A 25311-nucleotide genomic window follows, 5' to 3' on the forward strand; every position below is an offset into this window, starting at 1 on the left:
AAGCCGATAATAGAACTATGTCAGAGAAAAATTTTTCAGAACAGTTAATTGCCGCAATTGATAAAAAAACGGATTGGTTCAACTCTCGAGAATTGCAAAATGTACTTGAACAGTACCGCCTCATGCACACTTGCGAAAAAACGCTCTATGAGTTTCTTTTAAAAAAATCTCTCATCACGCCTGATCCTTACAAAAACGACAAGAAAATTTCGGACATTGTTCCGCCAGAAAATTCTCCTTTTACAGACAACGAACGTTCAATGATTATAGGAATGAGACTTTCCGATTATGACAGCACGCTGGACTTTCTCTGCAACTATTACAAATTTTCAGTTTCAAATTTGCAGATTTCAAATATAAAAAAATTGATTGATTTAAACAATGCAATCCAATGGAATTCATTCTCCGTAAATTCAACAAACATAAACACAAGGACAATTGCAACTATGCTTTTTAACGCAAAGCAGGGCGCAGATGCTTTAACCGTAAACATGATAAACGACAGCATCTCAAAAGCAGGCAAAGCAGTTCTTGCGATCAACAAAAGTTTAAAGGCGCTCACAGAATTTCAGCGAGAATTTTATAAAGGAAATATCCGCAAAAACGTAATGGCTAATCCTTCTTTCAATGCGGAAAAGGCAGCTTCAAGTCCTGACGACGAAAAAGTTCAAATTAAAAAACTTTTTCAAGCAACTATGGGAAAAATTCCGTATTACAATGAACTGATTGACGAAATTATTGCCGAAGATCATTCTCCCGACAAAGAAAATCTTCAAAAAGCACTTTTAAAAAAACTCGAAGTTGAAAATTCCAGCGCTCAGGATTCAGAAGAAAAAATCGACACTAAATCAATTCTTTTGGTTGCGCTCAGAGTTTTTGGCGCAATGCCAGGTCAGATTTCACAGGCAAAAGAAAAAATCATAGAAAATCACGAAATTTTGGAAAGCGAACACAACTCTTTTTTTGAAAAGCTCAAAAAAGCGCTCCGAAAAGCATTTAATATAGAAGAAAAACCTGTTTTTTATCAGATTTCAATTACAGATCAGACAACGGACACAATTCGCCACGAAAAAATCGACTATCAACAATTTGTACGAGATCTAGAGCTACGCTCAAGAAGATACGCTTCGGCAGGAATAAGAAAAGCGCCTCTTTACGAGAAAATTGCCCAACAGAGCGAAGAGAAAATTCTTGAATATGTAAACCAGCAGATTCTTGAATGCAATAAAATGCTCAAAATTTTAAACGGACTCGACGAATTTTTCAAAAGCGCCCCTCTTCCACAAAACCGTTCAAAAATCAAAGGTTTAAAGATGGAAATTACGGCCTTAAAAAATTCAATCGTAAAAGCAAACCAGCGCCGCTCTGAATACACGGCATACATCGAAGAAGAAGCTCAATTAAGAAAATTAGGAATTACAAATGCTTAAAAAATTTTCAGCCACAGTTTTACTTACATTCGGCTTGTTTTCGTTCAATTTTGCACAAAATTTTCCGCAGAATCCACAAAATCAAGACAACGAAGATGAAGACATAGAAAAATTTATGAATGAATTTGAGCAAAATTCCGAAAACGAAGAAAAAACTCAAAAAAAATTCAACCCGGAAATTCAGCGGACTTTTATATTTTCTTCTCCAGTTTATCATTTAGATTTAAATCCGCACACATCAAGTTATTCTAACGAAGCGCAGATTATAAACGCACTGCAGGAAGGTCTTTTCTGCTACGACCCAAAAACCTTGGATCCAGTTTCGGCAATTGCTTCCGAATACAGAATTTCCCGCGACAAAAAACGCTGGACTTTTACGATTCGGGACAACGCAAAGACAAGCGACGGCTCAAAAATAACCGCGCAAACCGTTGTTGACAGTTGGCTTCACCTTCAAAAAACGCCTGACGCACCTTATTCTTCGCTTTTGGACTGCATAAAAGGAATTAAAGATTACCGCGAAAATAAAATTGCAAAAGAAGAAATTGGCTTAAAGGCAAACGGCCAAAAATTGACGGTGATTTTAAATTCACCAACTGCCCATCTTCCACGGATTCTCTGCCACCACGCATTTTCTGTTTTTACAGGAAATTTGGAAGTTTTTTCGGGCGCATACGTTCTCAAAGAACAGGATAAAAATCAACTTGTCCTCGAAAAAAACAAAAATTACTGGGACGAACAAAATGTGGCGATTGAACAAGTTATAATTAAAATTTCCGACGACAAAAAAGAAAATTCATGGTTTTTTAACACAGGGCGAACGGATTGGATAACAACTGCCTTCGACACAAATTCTCTCATAAATAAAAATGCAATAAGAATCAGCACCGTTTTTGGAACAACATATCTGTTTTTTACCTGCAAAAATCCAGTTTGGAACAAGGTTGAATTTAGAAATGCGCTTTTAACGGCTGTTCCTTGGGATAAACTGCGTAGCGACAATTTAATTCAAGCATCAACCTTGGTTTACCCACTTTCTGGATATCCAGAAGTTGAAGGTTTAATCGATTACAACGAAGACGAAGCACTAGAATTGATGGAAGAAGCCCGTAAAAATTCAGAAATTGGACAAGACGAAAAACTTCAGATTACTTTTGGAATTGCAGACAACGAATACATGAAAGGCCTTGCTGCGATTTTAAAAGAAGCATGGGCGCCACTTGGAGTTGAACTCGTAACATTTAAAATTTCAGACGAACAATATCTTTCTAGCATTCCGTATTTAAACTATGATATTTTCAGTTATTCGTGGATTGGAGATTTTGCCGATCCGCTGGCTTTTCTGGAACTTTTCCGTGAAGGTTCAACCCTAAACCACACAAAATGGACAAATGAAAAATTCACCGAAAAACTAAAACTTGCAGACGAAGAAACTGACGGAGCAATGCGTTACAAAATTCTAGGACAGGCAGAACAAATTCTTCTTGACGACGGAATAGTTATGCCGATCAGCCACTCAATCAGTTTGCATGCAATAAACCTAAACGAAATCGGCGGCTGGTATACAAATGCTCTCGATATTCATCCGTTAAAAAACATTTATTTTAAAGAAACCGTTTATGCCGTTCCGGACAACGTTGCAATTGCAAAATAAAACAAGAGCGGACAAAAGGAACGCAAAGCGTTAAAAAAACTAATAATAGCATTTTTAATTGAACAAAGTTTTTTACAAGTTTATAATTGCATTAGATTTTTTTTAATTCATTTTTAAGAGGAAAAACAATGGTTATTCTTACATTGAACTGCGGTTCGTCTTCAGCCAAATATCAGGTTTACGACTGGGACAACAAAGACGTTTTAGCAACAGGAGTTGTAGAACGTGTTACAGCACCAGGCTCAGTTATTACACACAAGCCAAAAGGAAAAGACAAATTTGTTAAGGAAAGCCCTTGCCCAACACACAAGGAAGCAATCGAACTTATTCTCGATGCAATCACAGACAAAGATCACGGTGTTATCTCAGACATGAGCGTTATTGGAGCTGTAGGACACCGCGTTCTCCACGGCGGAGACAAATTTACAAAATCTGTAAAAGTTACTCCAGAGGTTTTGGACACATTCCGCTCTGTAATCGGTCTTGGACCTCTCCATATGCCTGCAAACATTATGGGAATCGAAGCGGCTCAGAAAGTTCTTCCTAATGTTCCTCACGTTGCAGTAATGGACACTGCATGGCACCAGACAATGCCACCTGCAAGCTATCGCTATGCTGTTCCAAAAGAATGGTATGAAAAATACGCAGCACGTCGCTATGGTTTCCACGGAACTTCTTTCCTCTACACAGCAAAACGCGCTTCTGTTCTCTTGCACAAAGCTCCAAAAGACACAAATGTAATCATCGCTCACGTTGGCAACGGCGCTTCTATGTGTGCTGTTAAAAACGGTTGCTGTTTTGACACATCAATGGGAATCACTCCTATCGAAGGTCTTGTAATGGGAACTCGCACTGGCGACGTTGACGTTACTCTTCCATTCTACATTATGCGTCAGACAGGAATGAGCGTTGAAGAAATGGACACTGCCCTTAACAAGAAATCAGGTCTTCTCGGTCTTACAGGGCTTTCTTCTGACCGTCGCGACATTGCAGACGCTGCAGAAAAAGGCAACAAAGACGCACAGCTCGCAGTTGACATGGAAGTTTACCGCCTAAAAAAATACTTTGGCGCTTACATGGCAGCAATCGGTCCTGTTGACGCAATTGTTTACACAGCAGGTGTAGGCGAACACTCAGCACTGATTCGTGGTCGCGCTCTCGAAGGTCTTGAATGGATGGGAGTAAAAATCGATCCAGTTAAGAACCAGCTTGCAAACACAGGCAACGCCGAAACTTGCATTTCTACAGACGACTCAAAAGTAAAGGTTTTTGTAATTCCAACAGACGAAGAACTCGTAATGACAGAAGACGCATTTGCAATTATGAACGGAACTTACGACGTTCACACAAACTTTACATATTCTTTCCAGGATCCTTCATACAAAAACAAGGCTCGCGAAGCAGCACTCGTAAAAGAACTCGAAAAGAATCCTGACCTTGCAAAAATTATCGTTCGTCCGTAGCTTAATTTAAGTTTGCGTCCAAAACGCATAATTTTTTGCTAAAAAAATGGCTGTCTGACAACTTGTGGCAATAAAAAAATACCCCTTTTACTTTTGTCCAGTAAAAGGGGTACATATCACAATCAGACAGCCTTTTTTATAAAAAAGAAACGTTTTGCAAATTTATCTCTGGCAAGAACCTTGACGGATTCTTTCTGCAACAAGCTCTCCGCAAAGAAGCTCAACAAATTTCATTGCAAACTGTTCTGCAGTTCCAGGTCCACGCCCCGTAAGCACATTGTTATCTAAAACAAACGGAACATTTTTTATATGAGTTGAATTTTCGGTCAGTTCCTCAGCCTTAAGCGCACTCCCACACCATTTATCAAGTTCTTTTTCCATCTCCGGATAGCATGTCCATTTTCGGTTAGCCAGAATTCCAGTGGGAGCAAGAACAACGGCAGGAGCGGCACAGATTGCAGCAACAACTTTTCCACCGCGCGCCATTCTAATCGTAAAAGTAAACAAAAACTGATTGTCCGCCAAATTTTTTGCTCCAGGCATTCCTCCAGGAAAGTAAATGGCATCGGTCAATTCTCCGTTTAGTTTTTTTATGTAATCTTTAAGCAGAATATCCGCAATAACAGGAATTCCATGACTGCCTTTTACAACAATCTGCTCATCAACACAGCCGTCTTCTGGCACGCTAACAGTCGTAACATTCTGACCAGCACGACGCAAATAATCAACAACCGTCAGAGCTTCGATTTCTTCAAACCCTGGCGCAAGAAAAACAGAAATATTCATAGGTTCATTCTAACACAAAACAATTTTTACAGCAAAACTCGTTCAAAAATTCTGTCAAAAAAAATCCCCAGAAAACTTCTGTATTCTGGGGAATATTCCATTTTTTTTAACTGAACTCTATTTTTTAGTTTTGTTCTGCGTCAGAAACAGGATTGTTCCAAAAATCGTATCCAATTGAATAGATGCGTTTTCCAGAGAAATAATCCGCCGTAAGTTTTACGATAATTCCGTTTAGAACAAGGAGAGAAATAATATTTGGAATTGCCATAAGTCCGTTCACTATGTCGGCAATTGTCCAAACAGCGCTTACAGTCATATAAGGACCGCTAAAAATTGCGACAATATAAAGCCAGCGGTAGATTTTTACAGGAGTCATTCTTCCGTTAGAAAGATATTCGATACAGCGTTCCGAATAATAATCCCAACCCAAAATTGTCGTAAATGCAAACAAAACAAGGCAGACCATCAAAACAAACGAAATTACAACGCCAGGAATACGTGGAAGCAAGGCATGGAATGCAGCGTTTGTAATTGCAAACCCTTGGAATTTTTCAGGATCGAGAATTTCAGGATTCAAGATTCCGCCGATTACAATTGTAAGACCTGTGATTGTACAGATTACGATTGTATCAAAGAAAGTTCCAGTCATAGAGATAATTCCCTGCTGAACCGCATAATCAACCTTAGCAGCAGAAGCGGCAATCGGAGCAGAACCAAGTCCGGCTTCGTTCGAGAAAATACCGCGGGCAATACCTTTCTGCATTGCAACAATCATTGCACCGACAGCGCCACCAGCGGCAGCCTTAAAGCCAAATGCGCCCTGGAAAATTCTTTCAAAAGCTTCTGTAACATGAGAGATATTGCAAGAAACAGCAAGAACACCAAATACAAAATAAACAACAGCCATTACAGGAACAATTACAGCCGCAACATTTGAAATCCTTTTAAGCCCGCCAATGATTACGAGAGCAACCAAAATTGCAAGAACAATAGAAGCTATTACTACAACAACAGAATAGGTTCCAATTCCAGGAATTGAAACCGTAGCAAGCGCAGCTCCACCGACAAGAGTAGAAGAGAAAGTTTCAACAGCAGTTGTGATTGAATTTACCTGGCTGAAAGTTCCGATTCCAAACAGACCAACCATAGTTCCGAAGATTGCAAACAAAATTGCGAGAACTTTTCCAAGACGAGGGAATTTTGCGCCAACGCCCTTTTCACAAGTGTAGAAAGGACCTCCGAGAATATGACCGTCAGGCTTTTCTTCGCGGAAATGAATAGCAAGAAGACATTCAGAATATTTTGTAGCCATTCCCAAAAGCGCAGCAAGCCACATCCAAAAAAGCGCACCAGGACCACCAAGAGCAATGGCGGTAGCAACACCGACAATGTTTCCAGTTCCAATTGTTGCAGAAAGTGCAGTACAAAGGCTCTTAAAAGAAGAAAGTTCTCCGCCTTCTTTTGAATCAGGTTTGCGGAAAATCGATTTAATTGCAAACTTGAGTTGAGAGAACTGAACGCCTCTGAGCCTGATTGTCAAAAAGATGCCGGTTGCAAGAATCAGAATTATGAGAGGAAGTCCCCACACAAAACCGTCAATAGCATCTAAAACTGAATTGATTTTTGTGAACACCGATGAAGTCATAGTGTTCTCCTTGTGAATAAAAAATCCCTGCAAAATAGCGCAGAGAAAAAAATAGAGCCTGTCTCATCGGGCAGGCTCTCTAGAGTGAGTAGAACTTTTTTAAGCTCCGTCCGTTTGCCTGAGATATCGGTTCTTATAACCTTAACCCTTCGGCGCCTTGCCAAAAATACAAGGACTCTCCAGAGAGATGGCTTAGGTACAACGCACCCGCCTTCATTTATAAGATTACCAATATGGCAATTTTTTTACAAGAGCTTTTATATTTCATTTTTAACGATTAATTTTCCCTGTTTCCGTCGCTATAATCATCGTCTTCAACAATGTCATCTTCTTCATCGTCATCATCGTCATCAGACTTTTCGCGCAAATACTTTTTCAGAATTTTTACAGCCTCGTCTTTTTCAATGTCAAACTCATCCATAAGTTCACGCACAATGTCGCCTTTGCTTACCAGCTCTTCTTCCAAAGCCTTGATGTAAGAAACATAGTAATCAAAATCGTCCAAATCATCGTCGTCAGTAGTATAAATATCATCATCAAACATAATTCTTACCTCAAAAACTATAATAACATAAACACCGTCAAACTTGCATATAAAATCTTATTTAAAGGTGAACTATTCTGGAGCGCAATTTTTCGTCAAACCCGTCTTTCGTAATTCCGCTTTCGCTTCATTGAGGCGGCAGCTTCGCAAAACTCAGCAGTCGCCTCAACTCCGTTACTACAGCCGGGGCTAAGTTTTTTTGGTTCATTAATATTTTTCTTTCAAAAACACAAATTGCGGATTTCTTGTTTTTACAAAAATCAAAAACACAGTTTAAAACAAAAAACCGGGAGCTCATCCCGGTATGTATACACGCCATACAAAACACATTCGGTTTGTTGGCACAATATTCAATTCCTGCGTAACTGCAGGTAGATTATGTCTAGTTTTTGACCTCTAAAAGGTCTGATATTTTTGTCGGCAACATAAGCGTCTCCTCTACGTGTAGTCGGTGCTAAGTCCTCATCTCTTTCCTGACCACGATTTAATACTAACACGGTATTCCAGACTCGTAAAATAAAAAACTGTTATATTTTTTTTGTTTATTTTCCAGACAGATTGTACTTTTTACGAAATTCTCTGGGAGAGCATCCAGTGCATTTTCTAAACGCATCGCCAAAATAATTTGCGTCGGTAAAGCCACAGGCAAAAGCAATCTGCGTTACGGTCAGTTTTCCAGTTGTTAGCATTTCTTGGCTCCGTTTTATGCGCACATTTGTCAGATATTCCTTAAAACCATAGCCTGTTACTTCCATAAATTTTCTCGAAAAATATGTGCTGCACATTCCTGCTATTCCAGCAGCTTCGTCAAGCGTAATTTTTTGCGCGTAGTTTTCAAAAATAAATTTTGCAGATTTCTGAACTAAAGCTGTCGTCTGGTCGATAAGTTCTTCGTTTTTTATATTATTTCCATTGCGTCCAATAAGAGCAAAAAGAGTGAGAATCAGTCCGTGAATATTCAATTCGCTGTAAAAATCGTTTCTTTCTTTTTCTTTTAAAAGCAAATCCAAAACATAAAAAAAATCTCTTCTTTGTTTTCCAAAAAAACTCATCTTTCCAAAAACCAGAGTTTTTTCTAAAAAATTCGGCATAAGCGGACGCAAAAAGGGTTCAACAAATTCCTGTGTAAAACTCAAATTTATTCTTTCCGCTGGCATTTCTTTTTCGTATTGATTTCTGTGCAAGGTTGACGGAGGCAGAATTACAATTTCGCCTTCATTCACAAAAAAAAGATTGTGGTCAACAAAAATTCTGCACTGCCCTTTTTTTACGCAGCAAATTTCAAAATAAGGATGATAATGACTGCTTCCCATCGAAACTTCTTTATCCTTAAAAATTATGTCAAAATCCTTTACTGTGTCGCGATAAAATCCGTTTCGTGCATTGTCAAATACTTTCTGGTTCATTTTTTTTACCGTTTTTTGATAATCATAAATTTTCTGTAGTTTAATACAATTTTTCATAAAAATCACGCTTTTTTACATTTTATTTTGAAATATAATTTATTAAGGTTGTGTTAAAAAATCTTAATAATAAAATAACAAGGACGAAAAAAAATGAGTGTTCAACTTTCAAAAAAAGACGAAAAATTCCGTGAATTTTCCCTAAACGGAAATATGTTTCATGTAATCCTTTATGTCTGCATTCCGCTCGCCTTGTACCAGAGCCTTACACAAATTTTTAAAGTTTTCGACACGATGATGGCCGCACATATTTCTGCAACGGCAGTTTCCTCGGTTGCATACATTGGTCAGATTCAGATTATGCTTTCTGCACTTGGAAGCGGTCTTGCTGTCGGTGCAAGCATAAAAGTAAGCGAAGCGTACGGTGCCGGAGACTGGGAACTCGTAAGCAAGAGAGTTTCCACAATGGTTGCAATGTGCGCAATTTTGGGCAGCGCGCTTTTGCTCTTTCTTTTGCCGACAGCTTCTGCATTTTTGCGTTTTATGAAAACTCCTGAAGAATTTATCTCGATAGGAAGCACTTACTTTAGAATCGAAATTCTTGCTCTTGTAATAACATTTTTTAACAACATATACATTTCGATTGAACGCGCACGCGGAAATTCAAAGAGAATTCTTTATATGAATATGGGAATTGTCGCTTCAAAACTCGCATTGACGGCAATCTTCGTATATATTTTTCATCTTGGAATTACTGCGATTGCAGTTGCAACCTTGATTTCGCAGCTAACGGTTCTTTTTACGGCAATTGTCGTAATGACAAAAAAAGGCAATCTTTTTAGTTTTTCGGTAAAAGCGGTTTCTCTTAAGAGCGAAATTGTAAGTCCAATGCTCAAACTTTCAATTCCTGTAATAATCGAAAAAGCGGCTTTTTCAATGGGAAAAGTAATCGTAAATTCAATGTGTACAATTTACGGACCGCAGACTGTCGGCGCCCTCGGAATTTCTAACAACATCGGTGGAATTACAACTATGCCTCAAAATGGTTTTCAGGAAGGCGGTAGCGCCGTAATAAGCCAAAACCGCGGAGCAAAAAAATTTAGCAGGACACTCAAAGCCTTTTGGTGCGAACTTATCTGCAACCTTATTATTGGAGTTGTTTTGATGAGCATTTCCCTTTTGTGCCTTGAACAGATTTCGAGATTTTTTGCAGGAAGCAACCTGGAATTTCAGGAAATGATAAAAGGAATTTACCGTTGGGAAGCCTGGGGCGCAATTCCTCTTGGAATAAATGCTTCGGTTCTTTCGCTCATGTACGGTTTTGGAAAAACAAAAATCACTCTTTTTATGAATTTTTGCAGAGTTTTTGTATTCCGTGTGCCTATTTTGATTGCCCTTCAGAAATTTACAAACCTCGGAAGCGAATCTGCCGGAATTATAATGGGAATAAGCAACTTTTTGAGCGGAATGCTTGCAGTAATCCTCGGTGTATGGATTTTTTTTAAAATAAAAACAACTGAAAAACCTGAGATTTAACTTTTTGAGTTTAACTTACGCCGGATGCGACGGGCTTTAGTTGCGGCTGTCAAAAAACGAATAGCAAACTGTTGATGTTTTTTTGCAGAAAATATGTTCGCAGACACAAAAATTGGCAGCCGCAATGCGCGCGAGCAAACCCAAAGCAGCCGGTTAGACAAAAAAATTTCGTCCAGATAAAAATTAAGCGGAAACTGTATCGCCGTTTTCTGATTTTTCGGTCAGATGTTCACGTTCAAAGCTTTTATAACCTTCTTTATATGCGTGAAAAGCAATTTTTTTCATTTCGCTTTTTTGATTTATAGGAAGAACAAGGTTTTCAAAATGAGTCTTCCAATAATCGTCAAAGGCTTCTGTTACGTCTTTCATAGATGGTTCCTCCACTTTTTTCAAATTAAACTGTCGTATTTTACAAAAATAATAAAAAAAAGGTCAATAATCTGTAGGTTTTTGACCTTTTTTTGTTATTTTTTTATAAATTTTTTAGCAAATTTTGATTTTTTTGACAGAGTTATTTTTATAAATTATTATATTTGTATTAAAAAAGTTCAATTTTTTTTAATTTCTAGTTTTTCTAGAAAAAAAAGGAGTTTGAAATGAAAAAAAATTTGAAATCGGCTCTTGCTGTAGCGGTTATGCTTTCTGCAACATTTTCAATACACGCCGCAAAGGCTGGAAAAGTAATCTCAAGAAATTCTTCAAAAACATCTGTTTCTAAGAAAGCTGAATCACGTTCCCTCGAAATTACAGTTTCGCTGGCTCACAACCAGACTGCGCCTGACAATCCTTACACTTTTGGCGCAAAAGCTTTTAAGGACAAACTCGAACAAGTTTCTGGAGGAGGAGCAACAGCAACTCTTTACAACGGAAACATGAGCGAAGACGAAGGAGAACTTTTTAAAAAGCTCCAGAGTGGAGAAGCAAACATCGTAGTAATTTCTCCAGGATATCTTACAAGTCTTGGCGTTGCAGAAGTTGATATTTTCTCTCTCAACTATCTTTTTAACAATTTTGCGCACTGGGGAAAAGTTCTTGACGGTCCGTTCGGTTCTGAACTTGCAGGAATCGTAAACCAGAAAACAAACGGAAAAATCCAGATTTTGGGTTATTGGTCTGCTGGCGTAAGAAACTATTATGGAAAAAAACCAATTCATTCTCCAAAAGATTTAAAAGGTATGACAATCCGTATTGGAAGTTCTCCTGTTCAGCAGCAGTTCTGGAAAGGTTGTGGCGCAATTCCTGCTTCTGTCGGCTGGGGCGTTCTTTACGATGCTTTGAACACTGGAAAAGTTGATTCGGCAGAAAATGACTACACAAATATGAGCCTTAAAAATCATCACAAGGCAAAAAACGGAAAATATATCTGCGAAACAGAACACGACTTTACAACACGTCTTATGCTTGTAAACGGAGATTTCTTCAATAAACTTACTCCAACGCAGAAAAAGTGGATTAAACAGGCTGCATCTTATGCTACACAGGTTGAACGCCAAAAGACTTTTGAACAGGCATCTGGTTCTAAAGCAAAAACTATTGCTGAAGGAGCGGTTGTTGTAGAAAATAGCGACATCGACACGGCAGCATTCAAAGCTATTGCCCTTCCTATTCAGGACGAATTTGCCCAAAAAAATGGCATGGAACGCTTCCTTAAGATGGCCAGACAATAGAATTTTTTATAAGGAAGAGGCTAAAAAATGGCAAAAAAAGAACTTGACCGATTCGACACAAAAGCAAAACGCAACATGAGAATTTCTACAAAGTTGATGCTTTTTATCGGTGCAGGCGTAGTTATCAGTTCAATCGGTGTCTGCATTCTCTCGCTGGGAATTTTTAACAGCAAGATGATTGACAACACAATAGAAGATCTTAACCACACTGCAGACGGGGTTGAACTTTATATAACTTCGAGAGAAAACGACCTTTCTCACTACTCTAAACTTTTTGCGCGCAATTCTGAGCTTCTAAATGCAATTGAATACGACTCATCTTATGCGTTGCAGCACGCTCTAAAATCTTTTGTAGACGATTCGGAAATTGACTTTATGTTTGTGACAGATTCCCGCGGACGAGTATTAAAAGGTGGCGGTATAAATGTTACAGCCGGTGTGGACGTTTCGTACATTGGAACAGTCGCAAACGCGCTTTCTGGAGAACCTTCAATCGGAATTGAGGGCGTTGCAAATTTCAATTATGCCATAATTGCAAGCGAACCAATTTATATAAATGGAAAAGTTTTTGGAACTGTCGTTACAGGATACGATCTTTCCACAACTCATATAATTGATTACATTTCAAGAAGTTACAATGTTGAATGCACTGTTTTAAAAAACGATATTCGTACTGCTACAACTTTAACGGATTCAGACGGCAACTCCTTGGCAGGAACTAAACTCGACGACAGTTTTGTTGAAGAAACGGTTCTTCACGAAGGAAATGCATTTGCAGGTCCTGTCAGTATAAGCGGACGTTCGTATTACGGATATTATTTTCCGATTACGTCGGGCGACGGAAAAATTACAGGAATGTTCTTTATTGCAAAAAATATTGAATCAATCGAAGCAATCCGTGCAAAAACTGGAACAATCGTTATTCCTGTAGTATGTATTCTTTGTACACTCATCATTACAATCGGCGGATTTTTTGTACGCTGGCTCATGTGGCGAATTTCCAATGTAACAAATACGCTCAAAGATATGGCAAGTGGAGATGCCGACCTTACAAAACGTGTAAAACTGCTTATCCGCGATGAAATTGGCGACCTTGTAATTCAATTCGACTTTTTCTGCGACAAATTGCAGCAAATTGTAGGAGAAATAAAGAATTCAAAAGAAGCTCTTTATTCTGCTGGAAGCCAGATGTCCGAAACTACGACAGAAACTTCAAGTTCAATTTCAAACATAATTCAAAACCTTTCCAATATTCGCAATCAAATTTCGTTCCAGAACGACAGCGTGCATCAGACGGCTGATTCAGTTTCCGAAATTTCAAATTCGATTACGGTTTTAAACGACATGATTGAAAAACAGGTAAGCGGTGTAAACGAAGCAACTGCAGCGGTCGAAGAAATGGTTGGAAACATTGCAAGCGTAAACAGTTCTGTCGATAAAATGGCAGTTTCGTTTGAAGAACTTACGGCAAACGCACAGGCTGGTTTTTCTAAACAGCAAGATGTAAACGATCAGATAACGTCTATTGAAGGACAGTCAAAAATGCTTCAGGAAGCAAACTCTGTAATTGCATCAATTGCAGAACAGACAAACCTTCTTGCAATGAATGCGGCAATCGAAGCCGCTCATGCTGGCGAAGCAGGAAAAGGATTCTCTGTAGTTGCAGACGAAATCAGAAAACTTTCAGAAACTTCATCGCAACAATCAAAGACAATCGGAGATCAGCTCGACAAAATCCGCGATTCAATCACAAACGTTGTTTCTTCGGCAACAGAATCTGGGGAAGCGCTGGCTCTTGTTTCAAACAAAATTCATGAAACAGACCAGCTTGTTGTGCAAATTAAGAGTGCAATGAATGAACAGCAGATTGGTTCAGAACAAATTGTTAATTCGCTCAAAGACATGAACGAAAGTACAAATAACGTACGCTCTTCTTCAAAACAGATGGAAGACCGCAACGAAAAAATTATGAACGAAATCAATTCTCTAAAAGAGATTACGGTAAAAATGAGAGACAGCATGTCAAATATGAGCGAAGGAGCCGAACGAATCAGCGCAGCAGAAGAATCTCTTTCGGATATTTCGCACAAAGTAAAAGATTCAATCGACAAAATCGGTTCAGAAATCGACCTGTTCAAAGTCTGACAAAATTACGCTCAGACAACTTGATAATTTTGTCATAAAAAATTGGCAGAAAAACAAAAATCCGCCAGTAAAATTACGCTCTAAATCGCACCTCCTAAAGCAGAAGAAATAAAGTTCACTTTAGGAGGTGTTTTTGATTTTTTCCAAAACTCAAAGGTGGAGAAAGAATTTTGCAATTCCAAAATAAACTAGAAGAGAAAGCGTGTCCGCAATTGTTGTAATCAGCGGACTTGCCATGACCGCCGGATCAAAACCAAGTTTTTTTGCAAAAAGCGGAAGCGTGCAGCCCACAACCTTAGCGACAAGAACGGTAACAGTCATCGTAAGGCATACAACAAGCGCAACCATAGCCGAAACATCCGTATTTCCAAGCAAAAGGCGGTCAACAAGCATAACTTTTGCAAAACATACAGCGGACAGGGCTGTTCCGCACAAAACCGCCGTTCTTATTTCTTTCCATATAATTATGCCGATGTCAGAAAAGCCAAGTTCCCCCAGCGAAAGGGAGCGGATAATCGTTACAGACGACTGCGAGCCGGAATTTCCGCCGGTATCCATAAGCATCGGAATAAAAGCCGTAAGAACAACCAGCTGCGACAAAGCGTTTTCAAAATTCGTAATAATCATTCCTGTAAAAGTCGCGGAAACCATCAGGAACAAAAGCCAGCCGATTCTGTGCTTAAAAAGGCTGAATGCCGAAGTGCGCAGATAAGTTTTGTCGGAAGGAGTCATACCTGCCATAATCTCAATGTCTTCGGTGGTTTCGTCTTCCATTACGTCGATGGCGTCGTCAAAAGAAATAATTCCGACCATATTTTGCTCTTTGTCAACAACCGGCAAAGCCATAAAGTTGTATTTTGAAAACATCTGGGCAACCTCTTCCTGGTCGGTGTGCGTGTTTACAGAAATAACGTTTGTCTTCATCAAATCGTCAATCAGAAGGTCGTCGTCTTTTGCAAGAAGCAAATCCTTTACAGAAAGCCGGCCGAGAAGCTTGCGGTTTTGAGTTACATAGCAAGTGTAAAAAGACTTTTTGTCCGAACCCTTCTGGCGGATTTGATTGATTGCCTGGCCGACAGTTGTTCCCAGCCGCAGCGAGACATATTCCGTAGTCATAATCGAACCGGCGGAATTTTCCGGATACTGAAGAATCTGGTTTATTGCCGTCCTTGTCTCCGCATTCACGTTTGAAAGAATCCTGTTCACAACGTTTGCAGGCATTTCTTCAACAATGTCAGCGGCATCGTTCACATACATTTCGTCAAGAATGGCGGTAAGCTCCTTGTCAGAAAAACCTTTAATCAGTTCTTCCTGAAAATCGCTTTCCATCTCAACAAAGGCTTCCGCCGCAATTTTTTTAGGAAGAAGGCGGAACAGCAGTGTGGCCGGTTTTTCATCAAGTTCCTGAAGAACCGAAGCGACATCTTCCGGCGCCATAGTAGAAAGAATATCTTTTGCCGAAGAATATTTTTTTTCTTCAAGCAAAATGTCCAGTGTTTTTTGAAAAGTAGCGTTAAAATCTGCCATAGAAAACTCCATAAGATGAGAAATTTATGGCCAAAGAATGATTTAGAACTTCACTGGGGGAGGAGCTGCATTCAAACTTTGACCAGAAGCCGGGTTACCGGAACTACCGTCAGGCATAAACGTTTCCTCCTTGAGCAAAAAATTGAATAAAAATCAGTATAAAAAGTATTCTTTTAAGTAAATCTTGTCAACCAAAACAAAACAGATAAAATCTACAGTTCTTTTAAATTTTCATTACACAAAATCTCCCATATAAAAAATTTTAATTGAAAATTCGATAGACTTATTCTAAAATTGGAATATGGCACAGTTTCCAAAAAAACAGGTTTTAATCATAGACGCAACTCCGATGTTCCGGGAATTTTTAACAGAAAAACTTACCGAAGAAAAAATTGAGGTTGAAACTGCGCAGGGACACCGCGATGCCGTAATCAAAATGGCAAACGACCTGCCTGACCTTATTATTTTGGATATTGAAAATTCGATTGACGATATGCAGGAATTTTTGGACAAAAAAGCGTCAAATCCGAACACAGTCAAAATTCCAATGATTATTTCTGGTCCAAAAATCGAAAAAGAACGTGTTGCCCAACTTATTCATTATGGCGTTGCAAAATATTTTACAAAACCAATCAAATTCGACCTTTTTTTTGAATCAATCGGACAAATTTTGCGCTCTGCCTTTACAATGGACATAACACCGTGCGTGCTTGAAATTCACCTGAACAAAAACATTATTTTTGTTGAAATTGCGCAGGGACTTAACCGCGAAAAAATGGCCCTTCTAAAATACAAACTTACGGAACTGATGGACAAAAACCGTCTGGATTCTCCTAAAGTTATAGTAATGATGACAGACCTTTCTCTGAGTTTTGTCGACGGCTCAAACCTTGAGCTTCTTTTTGATAATATTCTTGCAGACAAGAGAATTGAACGAAAAAATCTAAAGGTTCTTTCACTGGACAGTTTTGCAAAAGAATTTATCGAAGGTCATACAGAATATTACGGTGTAGAAGTCGTTTCAAACCTAAACGAAGTTTTAAATTCAGTTGTTGAAAGCGGTTCAGAATCAACTGTTCAAGACATAATTTCGGATCAGATTTTAACCTCAACAGGCTCAGAAGACGAAGGTTCTGTGGAAATGCGCTTTTATTCAGACACAGGAACCGCTGAACACGAAGAAGAAGACAGTTCTCAACCGTTTAAAATTGCAATTGTCGATGACGATGCAGTCGTCCGTCAGTTGCTTTCACTCAGTTTTAAATCCATAAATGCAGAATGTGCCCTTTTCTCAAGCGGAACTGAATTTTTGCAGGCCGCAAAGACAAATAATTACACACTAATTGTTCTTGATATTTTTATGCCAGGAATAAGCGGTTTTGATATTTTAAAAAACTTGCAGCAATTCAACATAAAAAGTCCGATAATCGTTTATTCGCAGTCAGCACAACGAGAACTGATTGTTCAGTCGCTTTCGCTCGGTGCAAAAACCTACATTGTAAAACCTCAAAAACCAGATTTTATAATTCAAAAAGCACTGGAAATCATAAATGGAAAACTCTGATTCTTTCAGCGCGATTGACGAGGCCAGCCGTTATCTTGCAAGCACACTTCACGAAATCAGGACGCCAATTCAGACAATTATCGGCACCGTCGAGCTTTTGCAAGACACAAGCATGGACGACGAACAGCGTGAGTATATTCGCCAAATTCAATTTAGCGCAGATGTTCTACTCGACCTTGCAAACAATATTTTGGATTTTACAAAAATCCGTTCCGACCAATTTAAGCTGGAATCAGTTCCTTTTAACATTGTTGAACTTACAGAGCAGGTCGTAGATTTAATCAGCATCGAAGCGTTTAACCGTGGATTGGAAATTATTACGGACATTGATTTTTCAATTCCTTCGATAATTTATGGAGATCCTGTCAGAATTCAGCAGATAATCTTAAATCTTTTAAAAAACGCTGTAAAATTCACAAATCACGGATATATTCATCTTGAACTAAAAAAAACAGGGCAAAATATTTTATTCACGATAAAAGATACTGGAATCGGCATAAAAAAAGAACAAAAAGAAAAAATCTTTACAAATTATTATCAGGGCGACATTTCTACTTACCGCAGATTCGGCGGAACAGGACTTGGACTCTCAATCAGCAAAAACCTTGTGCATTTAATGAATGGCAGAATCGGCGTAAAACCAAACAAGGACGAAGGTTCAATTTTTTGGTTTACACTGCCAATTGTAAAAAATCGGGGGTTCGAAACTTTTGAACAAAAAGAAACATTTCTGGTTCAAAAAAATTCTAAAATCTTAATAATTGACGACAACCAAAAAGCCACAAATTCACTGATAAAAATTCTAAATGCCGCAGGAATTTTTGATATTGAATCGACGACACAACCACAGAACACAATTCAGCTTATTTTAGACGCGGAATCTCAAAAAAATCCGTTTAATCTCGTTTTTATCGATATGATTATGCCAGCAATGGACGGATGGCATTTGGCGAGCGAAATTCACAATGAAAAAAAAATAAAAAACACGCCAGAGCTTTACCTTCTTGTGCCAGAGGGTCAGATGAAAGGCGAAGCAAAAATGAAAATGCTCAACTGGTTTGAAGGATACCTTTACAAGCCTTTAAAGCGAAAAAAAGTATTTGAGCTTTTAAAAGAAAGCACGGACAAAAAAAATAACAACATTGTTGAGCTGGAGCTTGCAAACGATGACATGATTATGACTCTTGAGCCAGTTGACGATTCATCTGTTGCAAAAAACAAAAGAGTTCTCGTTGCGGAAGACCATCCTGTAAACAGCAAGTTAATCGAAACTTTTTTACGGAATTTTGGAGCCGATGTTTTTCTGGCAGAAGACGGGCAGCAGGCAGTTGAACAGATTAAACAAAATCCAAACATTGAGTTGATTTTTATGGACATTCAGATGCCTGTAAAAAATGGCGTTGAAGCCACTGTCGAGCTCCGAAAATCCGGTTACAAAGGAATTATCATCGCATGTACGGCAAATAACGACGCAAACGATTTTGAAATATACAAAAAAAGTGGCATAAACGACATTATTGTAAAGCCGTTTAAAAGCAACACAATCCGCACAGTTCTAGAAAACTGGATTCCAATTATAGATTTGACTGTTTTAAAATCAGTCTCAACCATCGAACCCGAAAATTCTGCAAAAAAAACGGCCTGGGACAAAGAAGATTTTTTGGACACTACAGGTGGCGACATTGTGGCTTCAATCGAAATATTAAAAACTTTTGCAAAACAGACAAACAGACTTTTAAAAGAAGCGGAAATGGCTGTTGAGGCAAAAGATTTTGAAAAACTGCGAGCGCTAGGACATTCACTAAAAGGAAGTTCTGGCACAGTAAGCGCAAAATTGCTTGCAGAATACGCTTCCAGACTAAACCTTACGGCAAAAACAGGCGACATTGCAGGCTGCAGATTCAATCTGGAAGAATTTAAACATGAATATGTCCGCTTTAAAAAGCTTGTAGCAAAATTCATAAGAGCAGAACAGGCAGTAAAAAAATGAAAAGTTTTGTTGATTTTAAAAAAAATTCAAAGCCATTAAAAGTAAATTTTCACACACATTCCACATTTTGCGACGGAAAAAACACGCCGGAAGAAAATGTTATTTCCGCAATAAAAAAAGGTTTTAAAATTTTGGGGTTTTCGAGCCATTCAACCTGGCCGTTTTCTTTTGGCGACAGCATAAAAAAAGATGATTTTGAAAAATACACTCAAGAAATCAACTCTCTAAAACAAAAATATGCGGATCAAATCGAAATTTTCTGCGGTTTTGAAGCAGACTATATTCCGCCTTTTTGCAAACCAGATTTTGACGCTTATAAAAAATTTTCTCCCGACTTTTTAATCGGTTCTATTCATTATCTGTACAACGGTGAAAATTCTCCAGAAAAAACCATGCCAGTCGACTGGAGCACAGAAAAACTTTTTGAAGGAATAAAAAACATTTACGCTGGCGATACAAAAAAAATGCTCTGCCACTATTTTGAATCAGAGCGAAAAATGCTTTCGGAATGTAATTTTTCGATAATAGGACACGCAGACTTAGTCCGCAAATTCAATCAGAAAAATCCATTTTTTAGCGAAAATGAAGGCTGGTACAAAAATGAACTAAAAGAGACAGCAAAGTCCATAAGCAGAGCTGGAGTTATCTGCGAAATAAATACTGGCGCAATAAGCCGTGGATTTTTAACACTTCCCTATCCGTCAGAATATTTTTTAACGCTTTTACACGAGCAAAACGTTCCAATAATGCTCAGTTCAGACTCGCATGCCGCCGAAACGCTAGACTGCGAGTTTGAACAAGCAACCGCTCTTGCAAAAAAAATCGGGTACACAGAACTTGCATACCCGAAAAATAAAAATATAATCACATATAAGATTTAGCGATTCTGTCTTTCGTTGCGGCTCTGACAGTTAATACACATAAAAGCGTAAGGGATTGCTTCGAGCCTTTCTTCAGGAATTTCTTCCTTGCAAACCAGACAGCGGCCGTAAGTTCCCTGCTTAATGCGGTCAAGCGCATTATTTATCATTTGCAGGCGGTTTGAATCCTGAGCGCCAAGCGATTCAAGCAAACGACCATCTACAACATCAGAAGCAACATCAACTTCATCTCCAGACTCTCCGCCTTCGACAATTTTTTTGTAATCTTCATTTTGTGCAGCAAGAGAGCCGAGAATCGTATTTTTCTGCTCAATTAATTTTTTTTTCATTTTTTCAACAAATGCTTTTTCCATATCCGTCTCCCGTTGACAAGATTTTTTATAAGTAGATAATAAATATAATAAAGAACTAACAAAAAGGCAAACTTTTTTTGGAGGAAATGTGGCTAAAGAAGAAGCTATAGAAGTTGAGGGAATTGTAAAAGAAGCGCTGCCAAACACCATGTTCCGTGTTGAACTTAAAAATGGCGGACATGTCATCATGGCACATCTTTCAGGCAAAATGCGCAAACACTACATTAAGATTGTTCCAGGAGACAGCGTAAAAGTTGCACTCTCTCCATACGACTTGAACCGCGGACGCATAATTTTCCGCGAACGCTAATCAAAACTGCTAATTGCAAAAAAAAAGGTCATTTCGGTTTTTAACCGCTCAATGACCTTTATTTTTTTATTCTGTAAATCTACCAATCTATTTTTATTTTGTCTTTCTTGCAAAAATTCCTTTAAGACTTTTTGTCATTCCAGAAAGCCCCTTTATAAATCCTGCAATACACAAAATCGGCCCAATCGGAATTATAAAAAAACTAAATCTCATAAAATACATGCTCAAAAGAAAAATTGCCGCGCTTTGCAAAAACTGTCTGAACCATTCGGCGCGAGTGTATTTTTTTTCTGATTTTTCGTATTTATAATAATATGTGCGATTTTGACCGTTTTGCGAATTTTCGTTTTTCCAGCCATATTGCGCCCACTGCCAAAAAGGATCGTCCTGATAAGACGAACCGCCATAAGCACTTTGCTGTCCCCAAGGATTGTATTGCTGACTATACGACTGCTGAGACTGAGAACCGAAAGCACCGTAACTGTCATAACTACGGCGTTTAGTTTCATCACCCAAAACATCGTAAGCAGCGCTTATATTCTTGAATTTTTCTTCGGCCTCTTTATTGCCAGGATTCCGGTCAGGATGATATTTCATAGCCAGTTTTCTGTAAGCCGACTTTATTTCGTCCTGAGATGCATCTTTAGAAACTCCCAATACTGCGTATAAATCTTCCAATATTCATTCCTTAAGTTTTTACTTTTTTTATTATAAACTGTTCTGCAATTAAAATAATCAAAATTTCCCACAGTTACAAGTAAAAACAGTTTTTTAAACATTACTTTAAAACTTACTTTAACAAAACCCAGGTTGCTCCAGAACCGCCATGATTTCTGTCGTTGTGTCCGCTCACTCCCAAATGTTTATTTTGCTCAATAAAAGTCCTCACCATTGCACCCAAAACAGGATCTGTTCCGTGGCTGTGGATTCCCTTTCCGTGAACAATTTCAATTTTTTTTATTCCGCGCCTAAGGCAATCGTTTACAAAAGATTCAAGTTTTATCCAGGCTTCGTCCCGGGTAAGTCCATGCAGGTCGATTCTTGCTTCTGGACGCATAGATTTTAAGTAATTGCGGTTTTCCATTTTTGACGCTTCTTCGCTTTCTTCGTTCAGACGGTCTTTATCAACAGTTCCATAACGACGCAACCAAAGTTCCATAGGATTGATTGCTTTTTTTGAATCCTCAACCATCTGCCCTTCCAAAGTTTTTTTGTAGTTTTGAGCGGCAAGTTCTTTTTCTTCGGGAGTCGGCGCATTTGCTTTTTTATGGCTAACCTGAGCCGCAGGCTTTTTTGCAGCAGATTTTTCTTTTTTTTGAGTTTCTGCCCATTGTGTCAAAATATCACCAAAATCCATTTTATTCCTCCAATAAATTTTTATCGGGCGGCTTTTTGCATAGCAAAAATCAGGCTATCCGTGGTTCCGGCTTTCGCCTGCATTGCTCCACAAAGTTCCGCAACGGCTTTGCCGCCACTCCTATCCTTGCCGCTTTGCAGTAAATTATTTTATTTCAAAAACAAGTTCTTTTTTTACCCAGCCGTTTATTTCCGACGATTCTATATAAAAGTAATCGCTTGTTTTTTCCGAAATTTTTACGCGTATTCCACCGTAAAAATTCTGCACAACAGAACAGGTTTCTTCTGGCACAGGACTTATGTTTCCGCCTGCAAAAATTCCATAATTCTTAAAAATTTGAGTTCCTTTGTAAAAACTCGCAACAAACGCAAAAACCATGCAGAACGCAAGCATAATTGCAATTTTTTTCCGCTTCAAAATAATAAAAACCACCATCAAGACCAGTAAAATTATTCCGCAAACAGCAAATAATTCCACAAAAGGCTTTTTTATTTCATTTTCGTTATTTGAAAGCGAAAACTTTTTTTCAAGCTGCTCGCGCTCCGATTTTACTTTTCCCGAAAACAAAGAATTTCTTTCAAGACTCCGCAATTCAGCAATTTTTTTGCAATCTTCAATTCCAATTTTCTTTTTTGTAAAGCCGTTGTCAGTGTTTTTTGGCTCAGAAAATGCCGAATTAAACAGTTTTTTGTCGATTATTTTGCCTTCAGAATTTTCAACTTTTTGAGAAGTCGGCAAAACAGTTAAAATTACGTTCGGAATTTTTACAGTGCGCTGGCTTCCATTGTAAGCAATCGCCGTCAAAGCAAATTCTGGCAAATCGTATTCGCCTTCTACAAGCGGCTTCCATCGGAATTTTGCAACAAGAAGGCTTTTGTCCGAAAAATTTCTTCCGACAGATTTTCCACGGGCATATTCAGAAGTTTCGATTTCTTCAAAAATTGAATTTTTCGGCAATTTCCAGTTGAAAGAAATTATCTGAGAAAAATACTTCAATTTCAATTCAAAAATAATTTCTTCTCCTTCCCTTGCAGTAAATTTTTTCGAATCTCCAAAAGTTCTATTAAAATTTGCCCCGGAAACAAATTCAACCAGAGCCAGAGGATTTATCAGATCTGGATTTTCAAAAACAGTTATATCGTCAAATGGAATATAATAAGTCTTAAAACCAATAATTACGATTAAAGGCGGAAGCCTTACAGGACCTGTGTCCTTAAAAGCAAACCAAAGGTGAACCGCAGTTCCACGAATCCCGTTTTCTCCAATAAATTCTTCTTTTTTTGAAGAAATAAGCTGGACTCCTTCCGGCAATTGTGGCAAATCAGTCTGAACCTTAGAAGGCTCAACTCCAGGAATTTTCAGCGTAAAACCGTTTTCGTAAACCGTAAAAATCGAAGAATTGTCCGCCTTTACTTTTAATGTGCGGATAAAAGCAGATGACGGAGTTTTTGCATAAAGCGAACCAAAAATCAGAAAAAATACAAAAACTAATAATCCACGACAGACGAATCTTTTTTGTTTGACTGAAGTTTTTGCCATCGTTCTTTTTCCTCCTGCTGAATAAGATTAAAAACGGCATTTTCCATTGAATTGTTGTTTTTTTCGACATTGACAGAAGTCATTTCTTTTTCTGCCGACTTTGAATTTCGAGTTTCCAATTGCTGCTGAATAAATTCCAAATTGATTTTTGCATTCAAATTTGAAGAATCCGCAAGAACCGCTTTTTTAAAATATTCCCTTGCCAGCGAAAAATCTCCGCGGCGGTTTGCAATAATTCCGGCATTGTAAAAAGCCGCACTCTTGAGTTTTTCATCTGCTTCTAGCGAAACCTGTTCAAGCCTGATTAAAGCGGCATCGAGCTCGTCCTGCATGATGTAAGTTGATGCAAGGTTGTAAGCGCAGTACTCAGCAAGAATTTTTTCTTCTGAAAGTCTTGAATTGTTGTACGAACGCAAAAAATTCGCGGTCGCCGTCTGATATTTTTTTTGATACCAGTTAAAAACTCCGTTCAAAACCGAAAATTTTTCGGACTTGCAGGAAACAAAAAACGGAAGAAGAGCAAAAACCGCAAGAACAGTCGTTTTTTTTGCAGATTTAGAACCAGAAAGAAAATTCAAATCAAGTTCGGAAACAATAAAAGAAAAAATAAAAAATAAAATCGCTAGAAAAATAAACAGTTTGTGATGTGAAATCTTTTGAATTTCAAAAGACTCTCCAGCCATTTTTTTTCCGGAAAGCTGATTGAGCAAAACGTAGGCGGAACCTTCAGAATCTGCAGCAACGTAAGAAATCGAATTGTCTGGACTAAGACGGTGCCGTGGCAAAAGCGATTTTTTATTGGCAGCAGAAGCGGCATCTATCATTTTTTCAGCATTTAAGAAAGTTTTTACCTTTGTAACGCCGTCTCCTGCAAGAATTTCAACTGGACGCGCAGTTCCAAAGCCAACTAGAGTAACAGGAATTCCAAATCTTGCCGCATCGTCAAGGGCTAAAGACAGTGAGCCATCAGTTTCGTCTCCGTCAGTAAAAACCCAGACATGAGCGTTCTGACTCATATTTTTTGGAAAAGCCTGCATTGCAGAAGAAATTCCTTTTCCGATTGAAGAACCGGCAGCCGTCATTAAGGCTGGAGAAAGGCTCTCTAAAATAGAATCCACGCTTGTCCTGTCATCTGTCAAAGGAACGGCAATAATTCCATCGCCTTTTGCAAGAACCACGCTCACAGAAGTTCCATTCATTTTTTCAAGGAGTTTCCAGGCATATTGTTTTGACGCTTCAAGTCTCGTCAAACCTTCAGGAGCGTCTTTTGCATTCATGCTCCAGGAAATATCAAAAACAAAAGCAACCGCATCTCCGGTTTTTTGAACTGCAACAGCGTTTGTCCCCCAGAAAATCCCTGCAAAAGCAAAAACTGCAAAGGCACAGGCAAAAAAACGTAGCACAGTCCGCAAAATTATCGAAATTTTAAAACGGCGGAAAGATCTATTTTTTTGAAAATTATTCATTAAATTTGCAACGCCTAAACTTTTTGCCACTTTTTTGTAGCGAAACAAATC

At 38.5% G+C, this 25311-nt stretch carries 21 protein-coding genes and 1 riboswitch; of the genes, 10 read left to right on the forward strand and 11 right to left on the reverse strand.

All coding sequences use genetic code 11. The features are described from left to right. Nucleotides 1–17: 17 nt before the first annotated feature. From ACT6XC_RS02805 to ACT6XC_RS02815, 3 genes are all read left to right on the forward strand, one after another. Entirely contained in the window at nt 18–1430 is a 1413-nt protein-coding gene (locus ACT6XC_RS02805) for a hypothetical protein (RefSeq protein WP_443737424.1), read from the forward strand. After that, complete coding sequence (locus ACT6XC_RS02810; RefSeq protein WP_443740717.1) at nt 1423–3084, forward strand: peptide ABC transporter substrate-binding protein; 1662 nt, start codon at nt 1423–1425, stop codon at nt 3082–3084. The genes ACT6XC_RS02805 and ACT6XC_RS02810 overlap by 8 nt, the downstream gene beginning before the upstream one ends. Nucleotides 3085–3212: 128 nt before the next feature. Further along, nucleotides 3213–4547 carry an acetate kinase gene (locus tag ACT6XC_RS02815; protein ID WP_443737426.1) on the forward strand — a complete coding sequence of 445 codons (1335 nt, stop codon included), beginning with the start codon at nt 3213–3215 and terminating at the stop codon, nt 4545–4547. A 162-nt stretch (nt 4548–4709) separates the two neighbouring features. On the opposite strand, the gene ACT6XC_RS02820 is transcribed toward ACT6XC_RS02815, so the two are convergent. The 4 genes from ACT6XC_RS02820 to ACT6XC_RS02835 form a co-directional block, all read right to left on the reverse strand. Then, nucleotides 4710–5333 (reverse strand): DJ-1 family glyoxalase III, encoded by a 624-nt coding sequence (locus ACT6XC_RS02820; RefSeq protein WP_443740718.1) that lies wholly within the window; start codon nt 5331–5333, stop codon nt 4710–4712. Nucleotides 5334–5457: 124 nt separating this feature from the next. Next, on the reverse strand, nt 5458–6978 hold the full coding sequence (locus tag ACT6XC_RS02825; protein WP_443737428.1) for an alanine/glycine:cation symporter family protein: 1521 nt from the start codon (nt 6976–6978) through the stop codon (nt 5458–5460). A gap of 96 nt (nt 6979–7074) precedes the next feature. Next, nucleotides 7075–7171, reverse strand: a riboswitch (glycine riboswitch). An 84-nt stretch (nt 7172–7255) separates the two neighbouring features. Then, nucleotides 7256–7522 (reverse strand): hypothetical protein, encoded by a 267-nt coding sequence (locus tag ACT6XC_RS02830; RefSeq protein ID WP_273330765.1) that lies wholly within the window; start codon nt 7520–7522, stop codon nt 7256–7258. 542 nt (nt 7523–8064) lie between these two features. Continuing rightward, entirely contained in the window at nt 8065–8928 is an 864-nt protein-coding gene (locus tag ACT6XC_RS02835; protein ID WP_443740719.1) for an AraC family transcriptional regulator, read from the reverse strand. Nucleotides 8929–9078: 150 nt separating this feature from the next. Here ACT6XC_RS02835 and ACT6XC_RS02840 point away from each other — a divergent pair, with 150 nt between their 5' ends. After that, entirely contained in the window at nt 9079–10461 is a 1383-nt protein-coding gene (locus ACT6XC_RS02840; protein ID WP_443740720.1) for an MATE family efflux transporter, read from the forward strand. Between the two features lie 183 nt (nt 10462–10644). Here the strand turns inward: ACT6XC_RS02840 and ACT6XC_RS02845 are convergent, their stop codons facing one another. Beyond that, on the reverse strand, nt 10645–10830 hold the full coding sequence (locus ACT6XC_RS02845; RefSeq protein WP_078930508.1) for a hypothetical protein: 186 nt from the start codon (nt 10828–10830) through the stop codon (nt 10645–10647). A gap of 227 nt (nt 10831–11057) precedes the next feature. On the opposite strand from ACT6XC_RS02845, the gene ACT6XC_RS02850 reads away from it, so the two are divergent. Further along, the gene (locus tag ACT6XC_RS02850; protein WP_443740721.1) at nt 11058–12128 is read left to right on the forward strand and encodes a TRAP transporter substrate-binding protein; all 1071 of its coding nucleotides are present in this window, start codon (nt 11058–11060) and stop codon (nt 12126–12128) included. A 27-nt stretch (nt 12129–12155) separates the two neighbouring features. Beyond that, nucleotides 12156–14273 carry a methyl-accepting chemotaxis protein gene (locus ACT6XC_RS02855; RefSeq protein ID WP_443740722.1) on the forward strand — a complete coding sequence of 706 codons (2118 nt, stop codon included), beginning with the start codon at nt 12156–12158 and terminating at the stop codon, nt 14271–14273. Between the two features lie 150 nt (nt 14274–14423). On the opposite strand, the gene mgtE is transcribed toward ACT6XC_RS02855, so the two are convergent. Further along, entirely contained in the window at nt 14424–15800 is a 1377-nt protein-coding gene (gene mgtE / locus ACT6XC_RS02860) for a magnesium transporter (protein WP_443740723.1), read from the reverse strand. A gap of 301 nt (nt 15801–16101) precedes the next feature. Between mgtE and ACT6XC_RS02865 the strand changes: the two genes are divergently transcribed. From ACT6XC_RS02865 to ACT6XC_RS02875, 3 genes are read left to right on the forward strand one after another with little or no spacing between them, the layout of a single operon-like run. Continuing rightward, complete coding sequence (locus tag ACT6XC_RS02865; RefSeq protein ID WP_443737434.1) at nt 16102–17364, forward strand: response regulator; 1263 nt, start codon at nt 16102–16104, stop codon at nt 17362–17364. Then, on the forward strand, nt 17351–19354 hold the full coding sequence (locus tag ACT6XC_RS02870; protein ID WP_443740724.1) for a response regulator: 2004 nt from the start codon (nt 17351–17353) through the stop codon (nt 19352–19354). Before ACT6XC_RS02865 ends, ACT6XC_RS02870 begins: the two co-directional genes overlap by 14 nt. After that, nucleotides 19351–20235 carry a histidinol-phosphatase gene (locus tag ACT6XC_RS02875; RefSeq protein ID WP_443740725.1) on the forward strand — a complete coding sequence of 295 codons (885 nt, stop codon included), beginning with the start codon at nt 19351–19353 and terminating at the stop codon, nt 20233–20235. Before ACT6XC_RS02870 ends, ACT6XC_RS02875 begins: the two co-directional genes overlap by 4 nt. On the opposite strand, the gene ACT6XC_RS02880 is transcribed toward ACT6XC_RS02875, so the two are convergent. After that, nucleotides 20232–20588 carry a TraR/DksA family transcriptional regulator gene (locus ACT6XC_RS02880; protein WP_443740726.1) on the reverse strand — a complete coding sequence of 119 codons (357 nt, stop codon included), beginning with the start codon at nt 20586–20588 and terminating at the stop codon, nt 20232–20234. The two genes, ACT6XC_RS02875 and ACT6XC_RS02880, sit on opposite strands and share 4 nt — an antisense overlap. An 88-nt stretch (nt 20589–20676) precedes the next feature. On the opposite strand from ACT6XC_RS02880, the gene infA reads away from it, so the two are divergent. Then, on the forward strand, nt 20677–20898 hold the full coding sequence (infA, locus tag ACT6XC_RS02885) for a translation initiation factor IF-1 (protein ID WP_078930500.1): 222 nt from the start codon (nt 20677–20679) through the stop codon (nt 20896–20898). A gap of 93 nt (nt 20899–20991) precedes the next feature. Here infA and ACT6XC_RS02890 read toward each other — a convergent pair whose 3' ends face one another. The 4 genes from ACT6XC_RS02890 to ACT6XC_RS02905 form a co-directional block, all read right to left on the reverse strand. Further along, the gene (locus tag ACT6XC_RS02890) at nt 20992–21576 is read right to left on the reverse strand and encodes a DnaJ domain-containing protein (protein WP_443737438.1); all 585 of its coding nucleotides are present in this window, start codon (nt 21574–21576) and stop codon (nt 20992–20994) included. Nucleotides 21577–21688: 112 nt separating this feature from the next. Beyond that, entirely contained in the window at nt 21689–22255 is a 567-nt protein-coding gene (locus ACT6XC_RS02895) for a Smr/MutS family protein (protein WP_443740727.1), read from the reverse strand. A gap of 144 nt (nt 22256–22399) precedes the next feature. Next, nucleotides 22400–23794, reverse strand: coding sequence for a hypothetical protein (locus ACT6XC_RS02900; protein WP_443740728.1), 1395 nt, complete (start codon nt 23792–23794; stop codon nt 22400–22402). After that, nucleotides 23743–25197, reverse strand: a complete 1455-nt coding sequence (locus tag ACT6XC_RS02905) for a VWA domain-containing protein (protein WP_443740729.1) — start codon at nt 25195–25197, stop codon at nt 23743–23745. The genes ACT6XC_RS02900 and ACT6XC_RS02905 overlap by 52 nt, the downstream gene beginning before the upstream one ends. Between the last annotated feature and the right edge of the window lie 114 nt (nt 25198–25311).

Origin of the sequence: Treponema berlinense (genome assembly GCF_052273165.1) — a bacterium.
Classification (GTDB): Bacteria; Spirochaetota; Spirochaetia; order Treponematales; family Treponemataceae; genus Treponema_D; species Treponema_D berlinense_A.

Bases quoted from the DNA above. Each gene is read 5' to 3' on its own strand.
- ACT6XC_RS02805 (WP_443737424.1), top strand. From the start codon at position 18: ATGTCAGAGAAAAATTTTTCAGAACAGTTAATTGCCGCAATTGATAAA.
- ACT6XC_RS02810 (WP_443740717.1), top strand. From the start codon at position 1,423: ATGCTTAAAAAATTTTCAGCCACAGTTTTACTTACATTCGGCTTGTTT.
- ACT6XC_RS02815 (WP_443737426.1), top strand. From the start codon at position 3,213: ATGGTTATTCTTACATTGAACTGCGGTTCGTCTTCAGCCAAATATCAG.
- ACT6XC_RS02820 (WP_443740718.1), bottom strand. From the start codon at position 5,333: ATGAATATTTCTGTTTTTCTTGCGCCAGGGTTTGAAGAAATCGAAGCT.
- ACT6XC_RS02825 (WP_443737428.1), bottom strand. From the start codon at position 6,978: ATGACTTCATCGGTGTTCACAAAAATCAATTCAGTTTTAGATGCTATT.
- ACT6XC_RS02830 (WP_273330765.1), bottom strand. From the start codon at position 7,522: ATGTTTGATGATGATATTTATACTACTGACGACGATGATTTGGACGAT.
- ACT6XC_RS02835 (WP_443740719.1), bottom strand. From the start codon at position 8,928: ATGAACCAGAAAGTATTTGACAATGCACGAAACGGATTTTATCGCGAC.
- ACT6XC_RS02840 (WP_443740720.1), top strand. From the start codon at position 9,079: ATGAGTGTTCAACTTTCAAAAAAAGACGAAAAATTCCGTGAATTTTCC.
- ACT6XC_RS02845 (WP_078930508.1), bottom strand. From the start codon at position 10,830: ATGAAAGACGTAACAGAAGCCTTTGACGATTATTGGAAGACTCATTTT.
- ACT6XC_RS02850 (WP_443740721.1), top strand. From the start codon at position 11,058: ATGAAAAAAAATTTGAAATCGGCTCTTGCTGTAGCGGTTATGCTTTCT.
- ACT6XC_RS02855 (WP_443740722.1), top strand. From the start codon at position 12,156: ATGGCAAAAAAAGAACTTGACCGATTCGACACAAAAGCAAAACGCAAC.
- mgtE (WP_443740723.1), bottom strand. From the start codon at position 15,800: ATGGCAGATTTTAACGCTACTTTTCAAAAAACACTGGACATTTTGCTT.
- ACT6XC_RS02865 (WP_443737434.1), top strand. From the start codon at position 16,102: ATGGCACAGTTTCCAAAAAAACAGGTTTTAATCATAGACGCAACTCCG.
- ACT6XC_RS02870 (WP_443740724.1), top strand. From the start codon at position 17,351: ATGGAAAACTCTGATTCTTTCAGCGCGATTGACGAGGCCAGCCGTTAT.
- ACT6XC_RS02875 (WP_443740725.1), top strand. From the start codon at position 19,351: ATGAAAAGTTTTGTTGATTTTAAAAAAAATTCAAAGCCATTAAAAGTA.
- ACT6XC_RS02880 (WP_443740726.1), bottom strand. From the start codon at position 20,588: ATGGAAAAAGCATTTGTTGAAAAAATGAAAAAAAAATTAATTGAGCAG.
- ACT6XC_RS02895 (WP_443740727.1), bottom strand. From the start codon at position 22,255: ATGGATTTTGGTGATATTTTGACACAATGGGCAGAAACTCAAAAAAAA.
- ACT6XC_RS02900 (WP_443740728.1), bottom strand. From the start codon at position 23,794: ATGGCAAAAACTTCAGTCAAACAAAAAAGATTCGTCTGTCGTGGATTA.